The organism is Veillonella sp. 6_1_27, assembly GCF_000163735.1.
GTDB classification, from domain to species: domain Bacteria; phylum Bacillota; class Negativicutes; order Veillonellales; family Veillonellaceae; genus Veillonella; species Veillonella parvula_A.
The window spans coordinates 125,716-143,354 of sequence record NZ_GG770217.1 but is presented as its reverse complement, the minus strand read 5'-3'; the positions used below and the strand labels follow the sequence as shown (position 1 = coordinate 143,354).

Below are 17,639 nucleotides of genomic sequence, written 5' to 3'. Positions count from 1 at the left end.
GTTGTATAATAGATAAAAAGAGAGCCATCAACGTGTGGTAGCGTTAGGCTCATCTTATAAATACTTTTTAAGGGTTGCCTAGCGTGCGAGTATTTTGAATACTCTGTTGCGTTAGGCTTTTGTCTTTATACTATTTGAATAGTGCAAAGAGTGATATTACTATAGACCAATTTTTGCGTAGTATTTTACTACGCTTTTTTATTGAAAAAATCAAAACTTTATATAGCATTAATTTTATTTCTGATATAATCTAAATGAATACATATTATAGTGCGATTTTATATGAAAGTGGTGTCTTTATGCTGACGATTAGCAATAAAGGATGGCTTTTTACTTCTATATTAAGTGCTTTGATGGCGTTTACATCGTTGTCGACGGATATTTATTTGCCGGCTATGCCTGAGATGGGGCGTGACCTCAATGGTGATGCGGAGCTTACGTTGACGGGTTTCTTAATTGGGTTTGCGCTAGCTCAGCTTTTTTGGGGCGCCGTTAGCGATAAAATTGGTCGTAAGAAGCCACTGATTATAGGGATAGTTTTATTTAGTATTGGTTCTGTAGGTTGTGCCTTGAGTTCCTCTATGATGGAGTTGTTGGCTTGGCGTGTGTTTCAGGCATTTGGTGCCTGTGTAGGACCGATGCTATCGCGGGCTATGATTCGGGATTTATATGGTCGGACTGAGGCGGCTAAAATGTTGTCTACATTGGCCATTGTTATGGCTATAGCGCCTATAGCAGGCCCAATGTTAGCCGGACATTTACTTGTATGGTATACATGGCATTCTATATTCTGGTTGCTTGTTGGTATAGGACTTTTAATGCTCGTTGCCGTATTAGTGCTTCCGGAAACACATCCCGTAGAGAAGAGGAGCAAAAAGTCCATAGGTCATACCTATAATAACTATTGGATTTTATTACGCAATAAAGGTTTTATGAAATATACCCTATGTGTTAGCTCATTTTATATTGCCATTTATGCGTTTTTAACGGGATCGCCTTATGTATATATAGATGTGTATGAAGTGCCCAAAGAATATTTTGGTTATCTCTTTTCTGTTAATATTATTGGTGTTATGTTGTTAAGTGCCATTAATCGTCGTATTGTTAGTGCTATACGCCTTGATAGACTATTGAAATATGCCACACTATTTGCTGCTGTTTGTGTATCCATTGTTATGGGCTTGATGTTCTTAGGTTACCATTCATTGTGGTTAATCGTTATTGGTTGTTTTTTATTCTTCTCCATGAATGGTATCATTGCCGCTGTAACTAATGCATTAGCTTTAGATAGAGCAGGTAGAATGGCTGGATCTGGGGCGGCACTATTAGGTGCCATGCAATATGGTAGTGGTATTGTGTCATCGTTGATACTTACCTTTTTACCAAATGATACGGCCTATCCTATGATGGGGGTAATAGCCATATTTGTAATTATCTGCGCTATTATCGCCTTTCCTGAGGATGAAAAATATAATCGTATATAATATTGGTAAAAGCGAGGGTTTTAATTTGAATCCTTGCTTTCATCATTTTTTTAGGTTATAATAGTAAGGCTTATTGATGGTAAGCACTTCCTACCCCTATGTGTCGATAGGGGCATTAGTCCGAAAGAGGAGGTGATTTTGTATGAACAAATACGAAGTCATGTTTATTGTGAAACCAGCTGAAGAGGAAGCAACTAACGCTGTTATTGAAAAAGTAGAAGCTTTAATTGCTCGTGTAGGCGGCACAGTAGAAAAGGTAGATCGTTGGGGCAAGCGTCGTCTTGCTTACGCGGTGAAGAAATTCACTGACGGTTTCTATGTATTGATCAACTTTGAAGCAGCACCTGCTGAAATCAAAGAAATCGATCGTGTATTGAAAATCAACGATGAAGTCCTAAGACATCTAATTGTTAAACACGAAGCATAATTAAAGCCTGGAGGAAAACATGAACTCTGTACAAATTCTAGGTAATTTAGCTCGTGATCCTGAAGTACGCTATACCAAAACTGGTCGTGCGGTAGCAACTTTCACAGTAGCTGCCACAAATACCTATATTGATTCCACAACAAATGAGACGAAAGAACAAACTGCTTTCATCAACTGCGTTGCTTGGGGTAAACTTGGTGAAGCGGTAGGCAATCTTCGTAAAGGCAGTCGTTGCTTTGTAGAAGGTCGTTTGCAAACTCGTTCTTACGAGACTCAGGACGGTCAAAAACGGTACGTTACTGAAGTGGTAGCGAACTTTGTGGGCCAATCCCTTGATATGAATACTAATTCTTTCGAAGGTGGGTCCAATTTTGATAGTTTCAGTACAGGCGGCGATGACGAAAACATCCCGTTCTAGTGTCAGGGACTCCTACTAATTCGAAAAGGAGGATTCGCAATGAGAAGAGATAGAGGCAGAAAGCCAAGAAGAAAAGTATGCGTTTTCTGTGCAGACCATATCGATCAAATCGACTATAAAGATGTTGCTAAACTTCGTCGTTTTACGACTGAACGCGGTAAAATCTTACCTCGTCGTATTTCCGGTACTTGCGCAAAACATCAACGCAAATTGACTACATCTATCAAACGTGCACGTGCAATTGCTTTATTGCCATTCACTGCTGAATAATTGATGAATCAAGGCGGTACAACCATTTGGTTGTGCCGCCTTTTTGCTATACAAAAAAAGAAGCTATCCGTTGGATAGCTCCTCTTTGTTATACAGCTTTATATTTTTTAGGTGGTTCACCATTTTCGGCGGCTTCTTTATCGGCGCGCCACTTGCGTTCGAAATATTTATGATACTCAAGTGGGATATCATTAGGGGTTGCTGTTTCATAAAAGCTGCAAGTGCCTCGACGTTGTGCTTCTTCATAGAACCAGGTTTTAAACTCTAGCATAGATAAGCGAGCTTGTAGGTGCTCAATTTCTGCTAGCACACGATCTCGTTGATTTTTAATAATAGATAATCGATCGTTGATGCGGCTATCGCCTTCAACGCAGCAGTCGATAAAATGTTTGATTTCTTTTATAGGCATACCCGTACGTTTCATACATTCGATTAATTCTAGCCAATCCATATCTTCTTCGCGGAATATACGGATACCTCCACTAGAACGTTCTACGAAGGGCAATAAGCCCTCCTTGTCGTAATAACGCAAAGCAGAAGGTGCTATATTTAGTTTTTCTTGCGATTTCGCCAACAGTATATGTCATTGAAGCTCCTAATATATATGTCATTTATAGATGGATATAAAAATTGTAAATGTAAGGTGTATTGACTTAAACCTAACTTTAAGTTTTATACTAGGTACATACTTGAAGTATAACACTAGTTATTTTTAGTGACAATCTTTATAATCTTTATACTATTTGATGTATAGTGATTGTAGTTGAAGTAATTATAATTTGTATTGAAAGGATTACCATGAACTTAATTGATATAAAATCCCCAGCCGATTTAAAAGGCTTATCTATTTCTGAATTAACAGATTTGACAGCACAAGCTCGTCAAGCTCTCATGACAAAGGTTTCTGAGCACGGCGGCCATTTTGGTCCACCTATGGGTGCAGCAGAAATAATTATGGCCTTGCACTATGTATTTAATTCTCCTGTAGATAAAATCGTATATGATGTATCCCATCAATCGTATGTACATAAAATGGTTACAGGACGTGCCTTAGCGTTCTTAGATCATGATCATTATGATGATGTAACAGGCTATACGGACCCAACTGAAAGTGACCATGATTTCTTTAACATTGGTCATACCTCTACATCGATCTCTTTAGCATCTGGCCTGGCTACTGCTCGAAATCTAAAGGGAGACTCTGAAAATATTATTGCTATCATTGGTGATGGTTCTTTATCTGGTGGGGAAGCCTTTGAAGGTCTTGATTATGCCGCAACATTAAACAGTAATATGATTATTATCGTCAACGACAATGACCAATCCATTGCAGAAAACCATGGTGGTTTGTATCGTGGCCTTCGTGAATTGCGCGAGTCTAACGGTGAAAGCCCTAACAATATTTTCAAGGCTCTTGGTTTGGATTATCGCTTCGTAGCAGATGGTAATGATTTGGAAACCTTGATTGATGTATTTAAGGCTGTAAAAGACATTGATCATCCAATCGTGTTACATATAGTTACGCAAAAGGGTAAGGGCTATGCTATTGCAGAGCAAAATAAAGAAGCCTTCCATTGGACAATGCCCTTTGATTTAGAAACAGGCAAACCAAAAGAAGAGGAGAATGGTCCAACGTATGCTGGTACCATTGCTAATTACTTGATGGATCAAATTAAGGTAGACCCAACGGTAGTAGCTATTAATGCAGGTACACCAGGAGGTTTTGGTTTTACTCCTGAATGGCGCAAGGCGGCAGGCAAACAATACATCGATGTAGGTATTGCAGAAGAACACGCCATCGCAATGAGTTCTGGTATCGCTAAAAATGGTGGTAAACCAGTATTTAATGTATATAGTACCTTCCTACAACGTACTTATGACCAATTGGTACAAGATCTTTGTGTAAATAACAATAGTGCTGTTATTATCAATCACTATGCCTCCGTGTATGGTATGAATGATGTAACTCATTTAGGGTTCTTTGATATTCCTATGCTTACTAGCATTCCTAATTTAGTATACTTAGCACCTACTAATAATGAAGAATTGTTAGCTATGACCGAGTATGCAGTTCATCAACATGAGCATCCTGTAGCAATTCGTGTTCCTGTAGGTGAATTCACAACTACAGGTGTAGCGGATACAACGGATTATAGCATCTTGAATAAATCTGAAGTGACTCGCCGTGGTGAAGGGATTGCTTTATTAGGTCTTGGTAATTTTTACCATTTGGCTAATCAAGTGGCTGATGAATTGGCTAAAGACGGTATCCATGTAACTGTAGTAAACCCTAAATTTGCATCTGGACTTGATGAAGAACTACTAGAAGAATTGAAAGCAAATCATTCTGTAGTATTTACGTTAGAAGATGGTGTCGTTGAAGGCGGTTGGGGTCAGCGTGTAGCTAGCTTCTATGGTCCATCTAATATGCGTGTTAAAAATTATGGTATTGCTAAAGAATTCCACGATCGTTATGATGCAACTGAATTGTTACGAGAAAATGGCGTTTCTCTAGATCAGATTGTGGCGGATGCAAAACAAGTGTTATCTGTTTAGTTTGATAAAATATTAAATAAATAATTCTCTGTAAATATAGTAGAAATCTGGAATTGGCAGATTTCTACTGTGTTATTTTTTTATTTGTTCAATTTCATTCTATAATTAAGTGTGGTTTATAAATATATAATTTTTATAGATAAATATATATAATTTATTAAAAGATTATAGATTTTTTTCGAATAGGACTATAAAAATTAGATGAAGTATTATATAATAATATCTACAGTATGTATTACAGTAGAACAGTAAAATAAATCCATTGATAATGTACGCTACTATTGCAGTATTATACAATTAGTATTAATGATAAGGGAGATTGTAAGACTTTGAAAAGAGTATTAACCTTAACATTAGCCGTGGCCATCGTTGCCGGTGGCTATATGTTTGAGGCTAATGGGGCGGGAGAACAACCTTCTAAACAGGCACCATCTATATCTGAGATAAATATATATACGCCAAAAGAGCTTAATGCACGTCAGAAAGACTTGGTTGAAATCGGCCGCTATACTGCGTCTGGTGATCAAGGTGCATTAAAGAGTGTAATTGCATCTGCTATTGAGCGAGGCACGTTGACGCCACAAGAGGTGAGTATTGCCATTCGTCAACTTTACTCTGCTGCTGGCTTGAAACAAATGAATGCTGCTTTAGCTACATTTGATCAATTACGTGATGAACGCCCTGAGTTTGGCGATGAGTACGAAAAATTGGTTCCAAAGCAAACAGGACTTAGTGCTTTATTGGGGAATGGCACTAATGGGGCACCTTTAACAAAGCCGAAAGCTGAGGAAACAAAAGAGGGGGTTCAATATAATACGTTCCGTATGAAAAAACCAAAACCTCAAAATCGTAATCGTTCACGTTTAGGTAAATTGGACCGTGAATTGGTCGCTGCGGCAGCACTAGGTACTCGAGTTGGTAAAAATAATCTTTTTACTGCAGCTGAAAAGAGTTTATCTGAACTTGGCTTAAGTCAATATCAAATTGAAAATTTAGAAGCTATGATTTTCCAATAAAATGTAGACCTACTTCTTTCGGAAGTAGGTTTTTTTTTATGGCTTCTACTTTCACAGTTTTAATGATTAGGGTTAAATCCATAGAATGTAATTGACGTTTAAGGTCCCCTTTTCTATAATTAATAAGATAGGTATATGACCTGTAATAATAAATATAAACAAATATAAATATATTATTAAAAATAGATGTAAGGAGAAAGTATGCGCCTTCGTAGAAAACCATGGATTGATGAAGCTATTCACGAATATGACTCTCACATCATTTTGTCTGGCCAAGAAGAGTTTAAAGGCAAGTGGCGTGAATTATTTGAACATCCTGAGTACCCATTATATATGGAACTAGGGACGGGGAAAGGTCGCTTTATTGCGGGGATGTCTGAAGCGTATCCAAATGCTAACTTCGTAGGTTTTGAAGTACAAATGGGTGTTATCTATTATGCAGCACAAAAAATCTTTGAAGGAGAGCGAAACAATGCAAAGGTCTCTCTATTTGATATTGCAGGTATCGAAGAGATAGTGGCACCTGGAGAAGTTGATCGTTTCTATATTAACTTCTGTGATCCTTGGCCTAAGGCTAAACATGCAAAACGCCGCCTTACATATCACACATTCCTTGATCGTTATGCCCGCCTTTTGAAAGATGGTGGAGAAGTTCACTTTAAGACAGATAATGAAGGGTTGTTCATGTTCTCTCTTGAAGAGTTTAAAGCGTGTGGTTGGGAGCTTAAAAATGTAACGTATGATTTACATAGCACAGACCTTCCAAATGTAAAAACTGAGTATGAAGAGAAATTTAGTAAAAAAGGACAACCTATTTTTCGCTTAGAAGCAATTAAGCCAAAAGTTCAAAAGGAGGCTTAACATGCAAACACCGAATAAGGGGGATAGTCGGTGGGGCTCACTCTTTAAAAATGATTTACAAGGTATGCTCTTACCTATTCTTCTCATTACAATTATAGGCAGTGTAAATATCTTTAGTGCTACGTATATCAGCTCTATCTATGAAAATACGGGATTACTAGGATACTTTTTAAAACATATGACATTCTTGTTTTTGTCTATGGCGGCTGGTGTTATATTGTATCGTTACGATTACCGTAAGTTACAGAAGCCTCACATGTTGCAAAGAATTATGATTGCTACACTAATTGGTATGATTTTGGTTCTTGTGATTGGTGCAGTCATTAATGGTGCGCGTCGTTGGATTGTTATTGGGCCTGTATCGATTCAACCTTCAGAATTTGCGAAATTGGCTGCCTTGATATGGACGTCGGCTAAATTGAGTACCATGCGGAAATGGGGAAAACCAAAGCATACTAACCCTCTCATTAATTTACAAGGTTATTTTAGTGAACGTATAAGTTATATGTTGCCCATGTTAATATGGCCAATTATATTTGCAGGCTTAACAATCTTGCAACCAGATATGGGCACGACCGTACTGATTTTTGGCTTTTCCTTTGTGCTCATTTACTTAGCGGGCTTTGATGGAAAATTCTTTGGCGGAGCGTTTGCGATAGCTGGATTTCTTGGCTTTATTGCAGCTCGCATGTCACCATATCGCTGGGAACGTATTCAATCTTGGTTTGATCCTTGGCCTCATGCGCAGGATATGGGGTATCAAACAGTTCAAGGGCTGTTGGCCGTAGGTTCTGGCGGTATTTTAGGCGAAGGCTTTATGCAAGGTACATCAAAGTATTTTTACTTACCAGAAGCACATACGGACTTTGCCTTTGCTGTATGGGCCCAAGAAATGGGTTTCATTGGTGCAGTGTTTGTTGTCGTTCTGATTGCGGCTTTTACCTATTTTGGGTTCCGCATTTCTAATAAGGCTCGTGATGAATTCGGGAAATGGTTAGCAATGGGCATAACATTGCTTATCAGTGGTCAGGCTTTGTTTAACATCGCCATGGTATGCGGTATCATGCCTGTAACAGGGGTACCATTACCGTTTGTTAGTTATGGGGGCTCTTCATTATTGATGAATTTCATGGCTATTGGGTTGTTGGCAAGCATTGGTCGTCGTAATGTAGAAGGGGTAAAAGAAGTTGGTACAGCTGAACCATTACCATCTTTGCGTGAAGAAACACAAAGTCGTTTTAAGCCTGCTGCTACGACGCGTACTAATAAGACAAATATGCCTGGATCGTTTAAACCACGGCCTTCTAAAAAGTCGACTCGTAGATAGACTAAATTTGAACGTTAATATCTAACGTATGTATCATAAGATAAATCTGTTTGTGTAAATTCATAGAGTATATTTAAGGACTGTACTATATGAACTTAGCATCGTTATATTGTGTGTGAGGAGAAATGATGAAAGATTATATTGATATTCAAGAACGCCCATCATGGGGCCGAATGTTACCACTTAGTTTTCAACATTTATTTGCCATGTTTGGCTCTACCGTATTGGTACCGTATTTATTAAAAGTAGACCCTGCAACAGCATTGTTTATGAATGGTATTGGTACATTATTATACTTATTCGTGTGTAAGGGTAAGATTCCTGCATATCTTGGTTCCAGCTTTGCTTTTATTGCGCCTGTAGCAGGTGTATTATCTGCTGGTCTTGGCTATGAAGCAGCAAAGGGCGCCTTCGTTATATTTGGTCTATCTTTTGTTATTTTATCTGTTCTCGTCCGTTATATTGGTACGCGTTGGATTGATAAATTATTTCCGCCAGCTGCTATGGGTGCTATCGTAGCGATTATCGGCTTAGAATTAGCGCCAGTAGCGATGAGTATGTCTGGCCTTATCGGTAATCAAGATTTAGGCATGAGCCATAGTCAAGCTGTTATTATCTCTATGTTTTCCTTAGTTGTTACCTTACTAGGAACTGTTGTGTTCCGTGGTTTCTTAGCTGTTATTCCTGTTCTTATTGGTGTTGTATCCGGTTATGTATTGTCTGCTGTGATGGGAGTTGTTGACTTCTCTGGAGTAGAAGCTGCTCCTTGGCTTTCATTGCCTCAGTTCTACGGCATGCCTGTGTTTGATATCAATGCGATTATCATGATTATGCCGGCGCTCTTCGTAGTATTTGCAGAGCATGTTGGTCATTTAGTTGTTACTAGTAATATTGTCGCTAAAGACTTGATGAAAGAGCCAGGTCTACAAAGATCCTTGCTTGGTGATGGCCTTGCAAATATTCTTTCTGGTTTCTTTGGTGCTACACCAAATACGACGTATGGTGAAAACATCGGCGTACTTGCAATTACTCGTTGTTTTAGCGTATGGGTAATTGGCGGTGCTGCAGTGCTTGCGATGATTATATCCTTTGTTGGTAAAGTGGCAGCACTTATTCATGCTATCCCAGTACCTGTTATGGGTGGGGTTTCTATTCTCTTGTTCGGCATTATCGCAGCATCTGGGTTGCGTATGCTTGTAGAACGTAAGGTGGATTATACAAACCCTGTTAATATGATTCTTACATCCGTTATCCTTGTGGTAGGTCTTAGTGGTGCAGAACTTGCGGTTGGACCTGTAGTTTTAAAAGGGATGGGGCTTGCTACTGTAGTAGGTATGGCGATGAGCATTTGTTTGTTGATCCTTCAAAAAACAGGCGTTGGCAATGACCAATTGAAAAAAACAGAAGTATAACCTTATACGACTTTAAGCTCTTGGCATAGAACCTTGAGATTAAAGTGAATTGATTTGTATTCAATACAATAAACGACTACTGAATCAGATTGTATCTGTGAAAGTAGTCGTTTTTGTTTAGTATCTTTATAATTTATCTTCAATATTGTATAATAAACATATAAGTTGTATAAAATTAATTTTAGAGAGGAGGGCCTATGGAGTTTTTAATATGGATGGCTATCGGTGTTTCTTTGATGGCTGTAGAACTCGTAGTACCAGGCGGTATTCTAGGTCTTATCGGTTACTGCGCGTTTCTATGGGGCGTTTATGTAGCTCTTGGGGAAGGTACGGTAGCATTGTATGCTGTGCTAGGATTAACAGCCTTGTTAATTGTCATTATCATTGTGTTCTTTAATCACTTTGAAAAGACGTGGATAGGCAAATTGTTTACCTTAGGGCAAAGGTCTACGACAAAAGCTGGTTATGTATCTAATGATGTATTAGAAGATTTGGCTGGCAAGGAAGGCGTAGCTCATACAACACTACGCCCTGCAGGTATTGCTAAGATTAATGGTAATTTGGTAGATGTTGTAACCGAAGGTGACTTCATCGATGCCGGTTCACCTATTGTGGTCCTTCGAGTTGTAGGTGGTCGCAATATTGTTAGAAAGCGAGATTAAGCTTTCACAACATCGTCGTAAATTATGGAGGTTATTATGGATGTAGGTATTTTAATTTTGATTCCCATTCTGCTGATTGGTATTATGGTATTTTTATATGTTGTGCCATTAGGGCTTTGGGTATCTGCTTTAGCAGCGGGTGTTAATGTTGGTATCTTTACACTTGTAGGTATGCGCTTGCGTCGCGTAAATCCGTCTCAAATTGTAATGCCGTTGATTAAAGCTAATAAAGCGGGGCTTGATGTGAATGTAAATCAGTTGGAAGCTCATTACCTAGCAGGTGGTGACGTTGACCGCGTTGTAGATGCTTTGATTGCCGCTGAACGGGCATCCATTCCGTTGACCTTTGAACGTTCCGCAGCTATCGACCTCGCCGGTCGTGATGTATTGGAAGCGGTTCAAATGTCCGTTAATCCTAAAGTGATTGAAACTCCAATTATTTCTGCGGTAGCAAAAAATGGTATCGAATTGAAAGTTCGTGCTCGTGTTACTGTACGTGCGAATATCGATCGCCTCGTTGGTGGTGCTGGTGAAGCCACAATTATTGCCCGTGTAGGTGAAGGTATCGTAACGACTGTAGGTTCCTCTGAAGAACATACAGATGTATTGGAAAATCCAGATCACATTTCCCGTACTGTATTGGGTAAAGGCCTTGATGCGGGTACTGCATTCGAAATCTTGTCCATCGATATTGCTGACGTAGATGTGGGACGTAACATCGGTGCTCAATTGCAAACTGACCAAGCGGAAGCAGATAAGAAAATTGCTCAAGCTCGTGCCGAAGAACGCCGTGCAATGGCGGTTGCGACAGAACAAGAAATGCGTGCTAAAACACAAGACATGCAAGCTAAGGTTGTGGAAGCACAAGCTGAAGTTCCTAAAGCGTTGGCAGAGGCTTTCAGAAATGGTAATCTAGGCGTTATGGATTACTACAATATGAACAATATTATTGCAGACACTAAAATGCGTGAAAACTTAGCAGATGGTGAATAGGAGTAGCTATGGACTCTATTTTGTCTTCAGTGCTATCCATCTTTTCGCATAATCCAATCTTTGTTTTAGGTATCATCGCGTACATTGCTTTTTCCATTATAAAAAATAAGAATACTGAAGAGTCTGAAGAATATGATGAGTATGAAAGCTCTGGTGGCGGAACTTGGGAAGATATGGAGCGCGAATATGGCATCTCCATAGAACGCAAGGTAGATGAACCGTCTATGGGTGATTTATCTAAGGTTGATGACTTTTATCGGGACTCTTATGAAGATAAACCGATTGTAAATCAGCAACCAGAAGCTCCATCGCAAACTATGGAGGACATACATTTCAATGAAGAGGCTGCAGCAGCTCAACGAGATATTGAGGCCTTATCAATGAAAAGTTCCAGTAGCAATCCGAGTTATACTACCAGTAAGACTCGCTTAGATAGAGAAGCTGTTACGGGGCCGACCTTAAGTGAAAGACTAGCTGAGTTTAAACGAGATAAAGCAGCTAAAGAGGGACAAGTTCTTGTTGAAAATGTAGGCATTACAACTGCGCCTACTGCTCTAGCTGCGACTTCAACTCATGGGCGTAAATCTAATCATGCTTTAAAAGAGGGCATGAAATGGTCGATCATTTTAAGTAAACCTAAAGCTCTTGAACGTAGATACCGCTAATGAAGCAATCTATTTATAAGCGTATAAACTAATTATGGTTTTATTAGAACATAAATAATAACGGATTGTGCACTGATGTGGTATAGCAACCATACTGTCACATATCATAATGTGGGGCATATAATTACATATTGAAAGAGGTTCCTATTGGTCACCTATGTGACTATTAGGAACCTCTTTTTTATTGTTTTTTCCTAGTGAAACTTTCACAATAATAGGGGAAGGAGTTCGTTTATAAGGAAGGGCAAAATTATGTATCGTAATGTGCGTGTTATACCAAAACAGCTGTTGCAGCAATTATATATAGAGAAACAATGGAGCGTTCGCGATGTGGCGGATTATTTTCAATGTAGTGTAGATACCATCATGCGCCGTATGAAAGCGTACGATATCGAACGGAGGCCTCTGAAGAAAGAAATCAATATGGTTCATGTACAAGCTTTGTATGAGACCGGTAAGTGGTCGCTCCATTCATTAGCAAAGCGTTATGATGTGTCTATTACGACGATGGCGAATCGCTTGAAGGAATATGGATTGGCTTGTCAGCAATCAAATAAAAACGTCTCTATAGATGTAGTACGTATATGTAGGGCTTATAAAAGTGGAAATAGTACAGATGCCATTGCTCGTATGTATGGTATATCGCGATGGAAAGTTCACCATGTATTGCGGCATATGGGGAATTGCTTACTTCCTAAAGTTCGAAAGCCTATGCGCGTAGAAGAGATGGCTTATTTATATATTCATCATCACATGAGTACAGATGACATTGGACTGGCTTATGGGATACGTGGTTCTACAGTGGCGATGTATTTGCGAGAGCAAGGTATAGAAATAAGGGCAAATACTCTTGATCTAGACGAAAATAAGATTAAAAAACTCCGTGCACAAGGTTATGGAGTTGCAAAGATTGCACAGGTGATGGGATGCTCTACCTCTGCTGTGCGAAAGCGTCTAGCTATGAAAAAATATATCTCTCCTTGATGTAGTGTGGTAGATACTATATACTTAAATTTATACAATGATGGGAGGAATATTATGCTCGAAATTATATCTGCTTTAACCCCGTTTTTATTACTGGGCTTAGTGGCTGCTGGTTTATCTCGCCTTTCTGGGGTAGCCTTATCTATGGTTGTAGTACCAACTTTATTGATTTGGGGTGCAACTGCGGTTGACGTAATCGCCTTTATGTTGCTCTTTGTGGTGTACAATAACTTCACTATGGAAACACAAGATATTCGTTTAGATTATAAAGATCTTGTTTTATTCCCTAAATGGCGCTTGTGCATTCCCTTCATTTTGAGTTTGGTAAGCGCGTTCTTTGTTCCTGCTGCAGGCATTGCTGTTTTTATGGCTTGCTTTGTTTTAGAGTTATTGGCTACTGTGTATAAACGCATTCCTGAAAATAAACGACCTCGTTTACAGCGCGTAATAGTAGCATCGATTTTGAGTGCTGTTGCAACAGCTGTAGGTGCTTATATAGGTCCTAAAATTCCTAGTGAATTCTATTTTGTCTGTGTAGGCTTATCCATTTTAATCGTTACGGACTTTGCATGGTATGCCGGCAAGCATAGAGATGCTTTTAGAAGCGTATGGGATAGCATTTGGGCTGGTTTTAATATATTCTTAGGCATGTTTGGCGTAGAGGCTTCATATTATCCAGCTGCACTTACGCGATCTATTCCAAATCCAATGGATCGCATGTTGCCTATGGTTACTGTAGTAGGTGGCTATGCAGGCCTTATGGTAGTATTCGGCTTTTATAACATTTTTTCTATACCGTCTTTGATTACAGCTATTGGTGCTGCTATAGGGATACGCCTCTTTGGTATGTATGAATTTCCTCGGAATGGCAGTTTCTCTTATTTAGCAATCGGTTTTGCCGTGGCTGCTGTAATTTGCTTGTATCTCGTATCTCCGACACCAGTTGGTTTTGATCATATTAATACCTTAGTTTCTCAACCAATTGGCCAATAATAATAGATAATGTAAGTCTGTTGATATATTTTAATAAGTTCTTTAGTTGCTTTCACCTAGGAGCTAATTGGATTATAATGTGTGATATATCTCATATATTGTATTGAAAATTAAGTTCATATTAGAATGTGAAAGGAGTTGATGCTATATGGCAGAAACAATTGAAACAAGACCATTCCCTCCATTCTTACCAAAGAAGGCAACAGTCATGATGATGGGCACATTTCCTCCAGAACAATCAAAACGTGCTATGGAATTCCATTATCCAAATTTCCAAAATGATATGTGGCGTGTTTTTGGCCTCGTATTCTTTGATGAAAAGGATCATTTTAGAAATGGTGAGGAAAAAGCGATGGATCCTGAGAAGATTAAAGCCTTTTTGTCTGAAGCTGGAATTGCATCTTGTCCTACTGTTTTGAAAGCTATTCGCGAAAAAGGGAATGCATCTGATGCATTTCTTAAGGTCGTTGAACCAGTTCCACTTGCGGACGTACTGGAGCAAATCCCTGACTGTAAGCATATTGGTACAACAGGCGGCAAGGCTACGGAGATTTTATTGAGCCTTTTACCAGAAAAGGTTAAATTACCTAAAACTGGTGAAACAATTCCTTTTGTATTTAATGGTCGGGAATTGACATTGACACGTTTGCCATCTACATCACGTGCCTATCCGTTGAGCCTACCGAAAAAGGCTGAAGCGTACAAGAATTTCTTCAAAGCTTGTGGTCTAAAAACAAAATAAATATTTAAAGTAGCACCTTTAATAGTTGGCTTTGAGTCTTTTGGTCTCATCTGTCGCTATTGAAGGTGCTTTTATATCGTAAAAATATATGAGGTATTAAAATGGAAATTAATGCATATTTATTGTGAATATGTAGTTTGTTATAAATAAAATTGATGAGATATATAATATTTTAATTCTTGTTTTTTATAATGAGAGGTTTATAATTAACCGTTGTCGCAAACTGGTTGACAATAATTTAAAAAATGGAGTTGATAATATGGATAAGGCTAAGGAGGCCTTGTGGACAAAATCCTTTGTCCTTGATACTTTGATTAATTTCTTAGTATTTTTAATTTATTATTTATTAATCGTTATTATTGCGGTTGTAGCAAAAGATAATCTTCATGCTACGGCTAGTCAAGCGGGACTTGCTGTTGGTATATATATTATTGGCACCGTTGTAGCCCGTTTGTTGGCAGGGCGGTTTATCAGTATCCTAGGGTGTCGCAAGATGCTCTATTTAGGGGTATTGATTTACTTGATTTCAACGGCTATGTATTTCTACACACCTAATTTACTAATGCTTGATAGTGTTCGTTTCTTAAATGGTTTTGCTTATGGTATTACATCTACTGCTACAAGTACTATCATAGCTGCTATTATTCCTACGTCACGCCGTGGGGAAGGGATTAACTATTATGGTTTATCTACCTCTCTAGCAGCTGCAGTAGGGCCATTCTTAGGTATCTTGATGCTTCATAGTCTTGGTTATGATTTCATCATCGCATTCTGTGTTGCACTTATCATCCTCTGTGGTATTGGCTCAGTAATCATGAAATTTAATGAACCTAAACTTGGTATCGAATCTGAAGCACATAAGGGCATTAGAATCTCGGACTACATTGAACCACGGATGAATTCAATCAGTCTTGTTTCCATTCTAGTCGGTTTTGCCTACTCTGGTGTTATTGGCTTTATGGCAGCCTACACAAAAGACCTAGATCTTATTATGGCAGGTACCTTCTTCTTTGTTGTATATGCTGTAGTTATTACTATAACAAGACCATTGCTTGGCATTGTGTTTGATATGAAAGGGGAAAACTTTGTTCTTTATCCTTGTTTTGTATCCTTAGCACTTGGTATTTTCTTATTATCCATCGCTCACTCCACATGGCTTGTGCTTTTATCGGCTGTGTTTGTTGGTCTTGGATATGGTACATTTATGTCCAACGGACAAGCTGTTACTGTTAAAATAGTACCTGTTCATCGTATTGGTGTTGCTACATCCACATACTTCATTGCCTTGGACATGGGGCTAGGCTTTGGCCCCTATATTTTAGGTGCTGTTAAAGAGGTTGTAGGTTATACTAGTATGTTCCATGTAACCGTTGTTGTGGCGCTCCTTGCACTAGTTGCTTATTATTTATTATATGGTCGTTATGTGGGGACTGAAAGAGATCTTTCTTTAAAAGCTCGCGCTGAAGAGGAAGAAATTAGAAATCGTAAGCGTAATAATAAGCTTGCGTAATATGTAAATTAAAAGGACTATACGAGCCTAGGCTCGTATAGTCCTTTTGGTTATCTACTACTGCTTTGCTAATGCTATTATTTTTCAATATTTACAATATTAACGATAACTTCAACAGCTTTTTTCATATCATCGATACATGCGAATTCATGACGGCCATGTAGGTTTTCTACGCCTGTAAAAATATTTGGTGTAGGAATGCCCATGAAGGAGATTTTGGATCCATCTGTGCCACCGCGAATAGGATCACAAATAGGTGTAATCCCAGCTTTTTCCATTGCTGCTTTGGCTACATTTACACATTCCATATTATCTTTGATGACATCGTACATGTTGTAGTATTGGTCTTTTACAGATACTTCACATACTTCACGACCATATATTTCGTTCAATGTTTGACCTGCTTGTAAGAAAAATGCTTTTTTCGCTTCAAACAATTCCTTATCATGGTCGCGGATAATGTAGTTCATTTTACCGGTATCTACTTGTGTTTCCATGCTCATGAGCATAAAGAAGCCTTGGCGACCGCAGGTGTGTTCAGGAACAGCTGCTCCTGGTAATAAAGCGTCAAATTGCATAGCTAGTTTAGCACAGTTAATCATAATGCCCTTGGCTGTTCCTGTGTGAACAGAAACGCCTTTAAGGATAACGGTACCGCCTGCGGCATTAAAGGTTTCGTATTCGAGTTGACCTAGGCTTTCACCATCAATAGTGTAAGCATAGTCTACAGGGAATTGTTTAACATCGAAGTGGTCTGCACCAGTACCGATTTCTTCGTCTGGACCGAAAGCACACATGATTTTACCGTGTTTGATTTCTGGATGAGATACGAGATAGGCGAGAGCTTCCATGATTTCACAGATTCCAGCCTTGTCGTCACCACCGAGGAGTGTTAAACCGTCAGTTACGACTAAAGATTTGCCAATGTAATTTTTTAGATTTGGAAAGTCGGCACGTCGGGTGAAGATTTGGTGTTCTTCGTTGAGGCAAATATCACTACCATCATAGTTTTCTACGATACGAGGTTTAATATTTTCTGCATTATAATCAGCTGTATCCATATGGGCAATGAAGCCGATGGAAGGAGCTTTCTCATCAGTGTTAGCATGTAATGTGCCGATGACAAAACCATTTTCACGATTGTAAATAACCTCATCTAAACCTATTGCCTTTAAATCGGGAACGAGCACATTCGTAGCAAAGTCTACTTGAGTTTGAGTACTAGGAATGGTTGTACTTTCCTCATTAGACCGTGTATTTATGCTCGTATAGCGTACAAAACGTTCGACCATTGATTCCATAATGAGCCTCCTCGTAAG

18 protein-coding genes are annotated in these 17,639 nt (G+C 38.9%); 16 read left to right on the top strand and 2 right to left on the bottom strand.

The window, feature by feature from the left end; genetic code table 11:
* Window positions 1-299 precede the first annotated feature (299 nt).
* The 4 genes from HMPREF0874_RS07700 (at window position 300) to rpsR (ending at window position 2,599) form a co-directional block, all read left to right on the top strand.
* Window positions 300-1,484: a multidrug effflux MFS transporter gene (locus tag HMPREF0874_RS07700; protein WP_008602868.1), complete on the top strand. Its 1,185-nt coding sequence runs from the start codon at window positions 300-302 to the stop codon at window positions 1,482-1,484.
* Window positions 1,485-1,626: 142 nt separating this feature from the next.
* On the top strand, window positions 1,627-1,911 hold the full coding sequence (rpsF, locus tag HMPREF0874_RS07695; RefSeq protein ID WP_004693799.1) for a 30S ribosomal protein S6: 285 nt from the start codon (window positions 1,627-1,629) through the stop codon (window positions 1,909-1,911).
* 19 nt (window positions 1,912-1,930) lie between these two features.
* Entirely contained in the window at window positions 1,931-2,329 is a 399-nt protein-coding gene (locus tag HMPREF0874_RS07690) for a single-stranded DNA-binding protein (RefSeq protein WP_008602866.1), read from the top strand.
* 39 nt (window positions 2,330-2,368) lie between these two features.
* On the top strand, window positions 2,369-2,599 hold the full coding sequence (rpsR, locus tag HMPREF0874_RS07685) for a 30S ribosomal protein S18 (RefSeq protein WP_004693795.1): 231 nt from the start codon (window positions 2,369-2,371) through the stop codon (window positions 2,597-2,599).
* Between the two features lie 88 nt (window positions 2,600-2,687).
* Here rpsR and HMPREF0874_RS07680 read toward each other — a convergent pair whose 3' ends face one another.
* Entirely contained in the window at window positions 2,688-3,104 is a 417-nt protein-coding gene (locus HMPREF0874_RS07680) for a MerR family transcriptional regulator (protein WP_008602858.1), read from the bottom strand.
* Between the two features lie 293 nt (window positions 3,105-3,397).
* Here HMPREF0874_RS07680 and HMPREF0874_RS07675 point away from each other — a divergent pair, with 293 nt between their 5' ends.
* The 12 genes from HMPREF0874_RS07675 to HMPREF0874_RS07620 all read left to right on the top strand — a co-directional run bounded on the left by HMPREF0874_RS07675 (window position 3,398) and on the right by HMPREF0874_RS07620 (window position 16,320).
* Window positions 3,398-5,155, top strand: a complete 1,758-nt coding sequence (locus HMPREF0874_RS07675) for a 1-deoxy-D-xylulose-5-phosphate synthase (RefSeq protein ID WP_008602856.1) — start codon at window positions 3,398-3,400, stop codon at window positions 5,153-5,155.
* Window positions 5,156-5,484: 329 nt separating this feature from the next.
* Window positions 5,485-6,171, top strand: coding sequence for a carboxymuconolactone decarboxylase family protein (locus HMPREF0874_RS07670; RefSeq protein ID WP_038125785.1), 687 nt, complete (start codon window positions 5,485-5,487; stop codon window positions 6,169-6,171).
* A gap of 201 nt (window positions 6,172-6,372) precedes the next feature.
* A complete protein-coding gene (gene trmB / locus HMPREF0874_RS07665; RefSeq protein ID WP_008602852.1) occupies window positions 6,373-7,032 on the top strand; it encodes a tRNA (guanosine(46)-N7)-methyltransferase TrmB in 660 nt (219 codons plus the stop codon).
* Window position 7,033: 1 nt separating this feature from the next.
* Window positions 7,034-8,359: an FtsW/RodA/SpoVE family cell cycle protein gene (locus HMPREF0874_RS07660; protein WP_039965363.1), complete on the top strand. Its 1,326-nt coding sequence runs from the start codon at window positions 7,034-7,036 to the stop codon at window positions 8,357-8,359.
* 128 nt (window positions 8,360-8,487) lie between these two features.
* A complete protein-coding gene (gene uraA, locus HMPREF0874_RS07655) occupies window positions 8,488-9,771 on the top strand; it encodes a uracil permease (protein ID WP_008602848.1) in 1,284 nt (427 codons plus the stop codon).
* Between the two features lie 197 nt (window positions 9,772-9,968).
* Window positions 9,969-10,433, top strand: a complete 465-nt coding sequence (locus tag HMPREF0874_RS07650; protein ID WP_004693763.1) for an NfeD family protein — start codon at window positions 9,969-9,971, stop codon at window positions 10,431-10,433.
* Between the two features lie 36 nt (window positions 10,434-10,469).
* Window positions 10,470-11,426, top strand: a complete 957-nt coding sequence (gene floA, locus HMPREF0874_RS07645) for a flotillin-like protein FloA (RefSeq protein WP_004693762.1) — start codon at window positions 10,470-10,472, stop codon at window positions 11,424-11,426.
* Window positions 11,427-11,434: 8 nt separating this feature from the next.
* Window positions 11,435-12,091 (top strand): hypothetical protein, encoded by a 657-nt coding sequence (locus HMPREF0874_RS07640; RefSeq protein WP_008602844.1) that lies wholly within the window; start codon window positions 11,435-11,437, stop codon window positions 12,089-12,091.
* Window positions 12,092-12,343: 252 nt separating this feature from the next.
* On the top strand, window positions 12,344-13,075 hold the full coding sequence (locus HMPREF0874_RS07635) for a sortase (protein WP_008602843.1): 732 nt from the start codon (window positions 12,344-12,346) through the stop codon (window positions 13,073-13,075).
* Between the two features lie 54 nt (window positions 13,076-13,129).
* Window positions 13,130-14,068 carry a hypothetical protein gene (locus tag HMPREF0874_RS07630; RefSeq protein ID WP_039965362.1) on the top strand — a complete coding sequence of 313 codons (939 nt, stop codon included), beginning with the start codon at window positions 13,130-13,132 and terminating at the stop codon, window positions 14,066-14,068.
* Window positions 14,069-14,216: 148 nt separating this feature from the next.
* Window positions 14,217-14,810 carry a DNA glycosylase gene (locus tag HMPREF0874_RS07625; RefSeq protein ID WP_008602839.1) on the top strand — a complete coding sequence of 198 codons (594 nt, stop codon included), beginning with the start codon at window positions 14,217-14,219 and terminating at the stop codon, window positions 14,808-14,810.
* 223 nt (window positions 14,811-15,033) lie between these two features.
* On the top strand, window positions 15,034-16,320 hold the full coding sequence (locus tag HMPREF0874_RS07620; RefSeq protein WP_369759116.1) for an MFS transporter: 1,287 nt from the start codon (window positions 15,034-15,036) through the stop codon (window positions 16,318-16,320).
* 77 nt (window positions 16,321-16,397) lie between these two features.
* On the opposite strand, the gene pepT is transcribed toward HMPREF0874_RS07620, so the two are convergent.
* Entirely contained in the window at window positions 16,398-17,621 is a 1,224-nt protein-coding gene (gene pepT / locus HMPREF0874_RS07615; protein ID WP_004693751.1) for a peptidase T, read from the bottom strand.
* Between the last annotated feature and the right edge of the window lie 18 nt (window positions 17,622-17,639).

What these genes read in the sequence shown, in the direction of transcription:
- HMPREF0874_RS07700 (WP_008602868.1), top strand. Translation starts at nt 300, where the DNA reads ATGCTGACGATTAGCAATAAAGGATGGCTTTTTACTTCTATATTAAGT.
- rpsF (WP_004693799.1), top strand. Translation starts at nt 1,627, where the DNA reads ATGAACAAATACGAAGTCATGTTTATTGTGAAACCAGCTGAAGAGGAA.
- HMPREF0874_RS07690 (WP_008602866.1), top strand. Translation starts at nt 1,931, where the DNA reads ATGAACTCTGTACAAATTCTAGGTAATTTAGCTCGTGATCCTGAAGTA.
- rpsR (WP_004693795.1), top strand. Translation starts at nt 2,369, where the DNA reads ATGAGAAGAGATAGAGGCAGAAAGCCAAGAAGAAAAGTATGCGTTTTC.
- HMPREF0874_RS07675 (WP_008602856.1), top strand. Translation starts at nt 3,398, where the DNA reads ATGAACTTAATTGATATAAAATCCCCAGCCGATTTAAAAGGCTTATCT.
- trmB (WP_008602852.1), top strand. Translation starts at nt 6,373, where the DNA reads ATGCGCCTTCGTAGAAAACCATGGATTGATGAAGCTATTCACGAATAT.
- HMPREF0874_RS07660 (WP_039965363.1), top strand. Translation starts at nt 7,034, where the DNA reads ATGCAAACACCGAATAAGGGGGATAGTCGGTGGGGCTCACTCTTTAAA.
- uraA (WP_008602848.1), top strand. Translation starts at nt 8,488, where the DNA reads ATGAAAGATTATATTGATATTCAAGAACGCCCATCATGGGGCCGAATG.
- HMPREF0874_RS07650 (WP_004693763.1), top strand. Translation starts at nt 9,969, where the DNA reads ATGGAGTTTTTAATATGGATGGCTATCGGTGTTTCTTTGATGGCTGTA.
- floA (WP_004693762.1), top strand. Translation starts at nt 10,470, where the DNA reads ATGGATGTAGGTATTTTAATTTTGATTCCCATTCTGCTGATTGGTATT.
- HMPREF0874_RS07640 (WP_008602844.1), top strand. Translation starts at nt 11,435, where the DNA reads ATGGACTCTATTTTGTCTTCAGTGCTATCCATCTTTTCGCATAATCCA.
- HMPREF0874_RS07635 (WP_008602843.1), top strand. Translation starts at nt 12,344, where the DNA reads ATGTATCGTAATGTGCGTGTTATACCAAAACAGCTGTTGCAGCAATTA.
- HMPREF0874_RS07630 (WP_039965362.1), top strand. Translation starts at nt 13,130, where the DNA reads ATGCTCGAAATTATATCTGCTTTAACCCCGTTTTTATTACTGGGCTTA.
- HMPREF0874_RS07625 (WP_008602839.1), top strand. Translation starts at nt 14,217, where the DNA reads ATGGCAGAAACAATTGAAACAAGACCATTCCCTCCATTCTTACCAAAG.
- pepT (WP_004693751.1), bottom strand. Translation starts at nt 17,621, where the DNA reads ATGGAATCAATGGTCGAACGTTTTGTACGCTATACGAGCATAAATACA.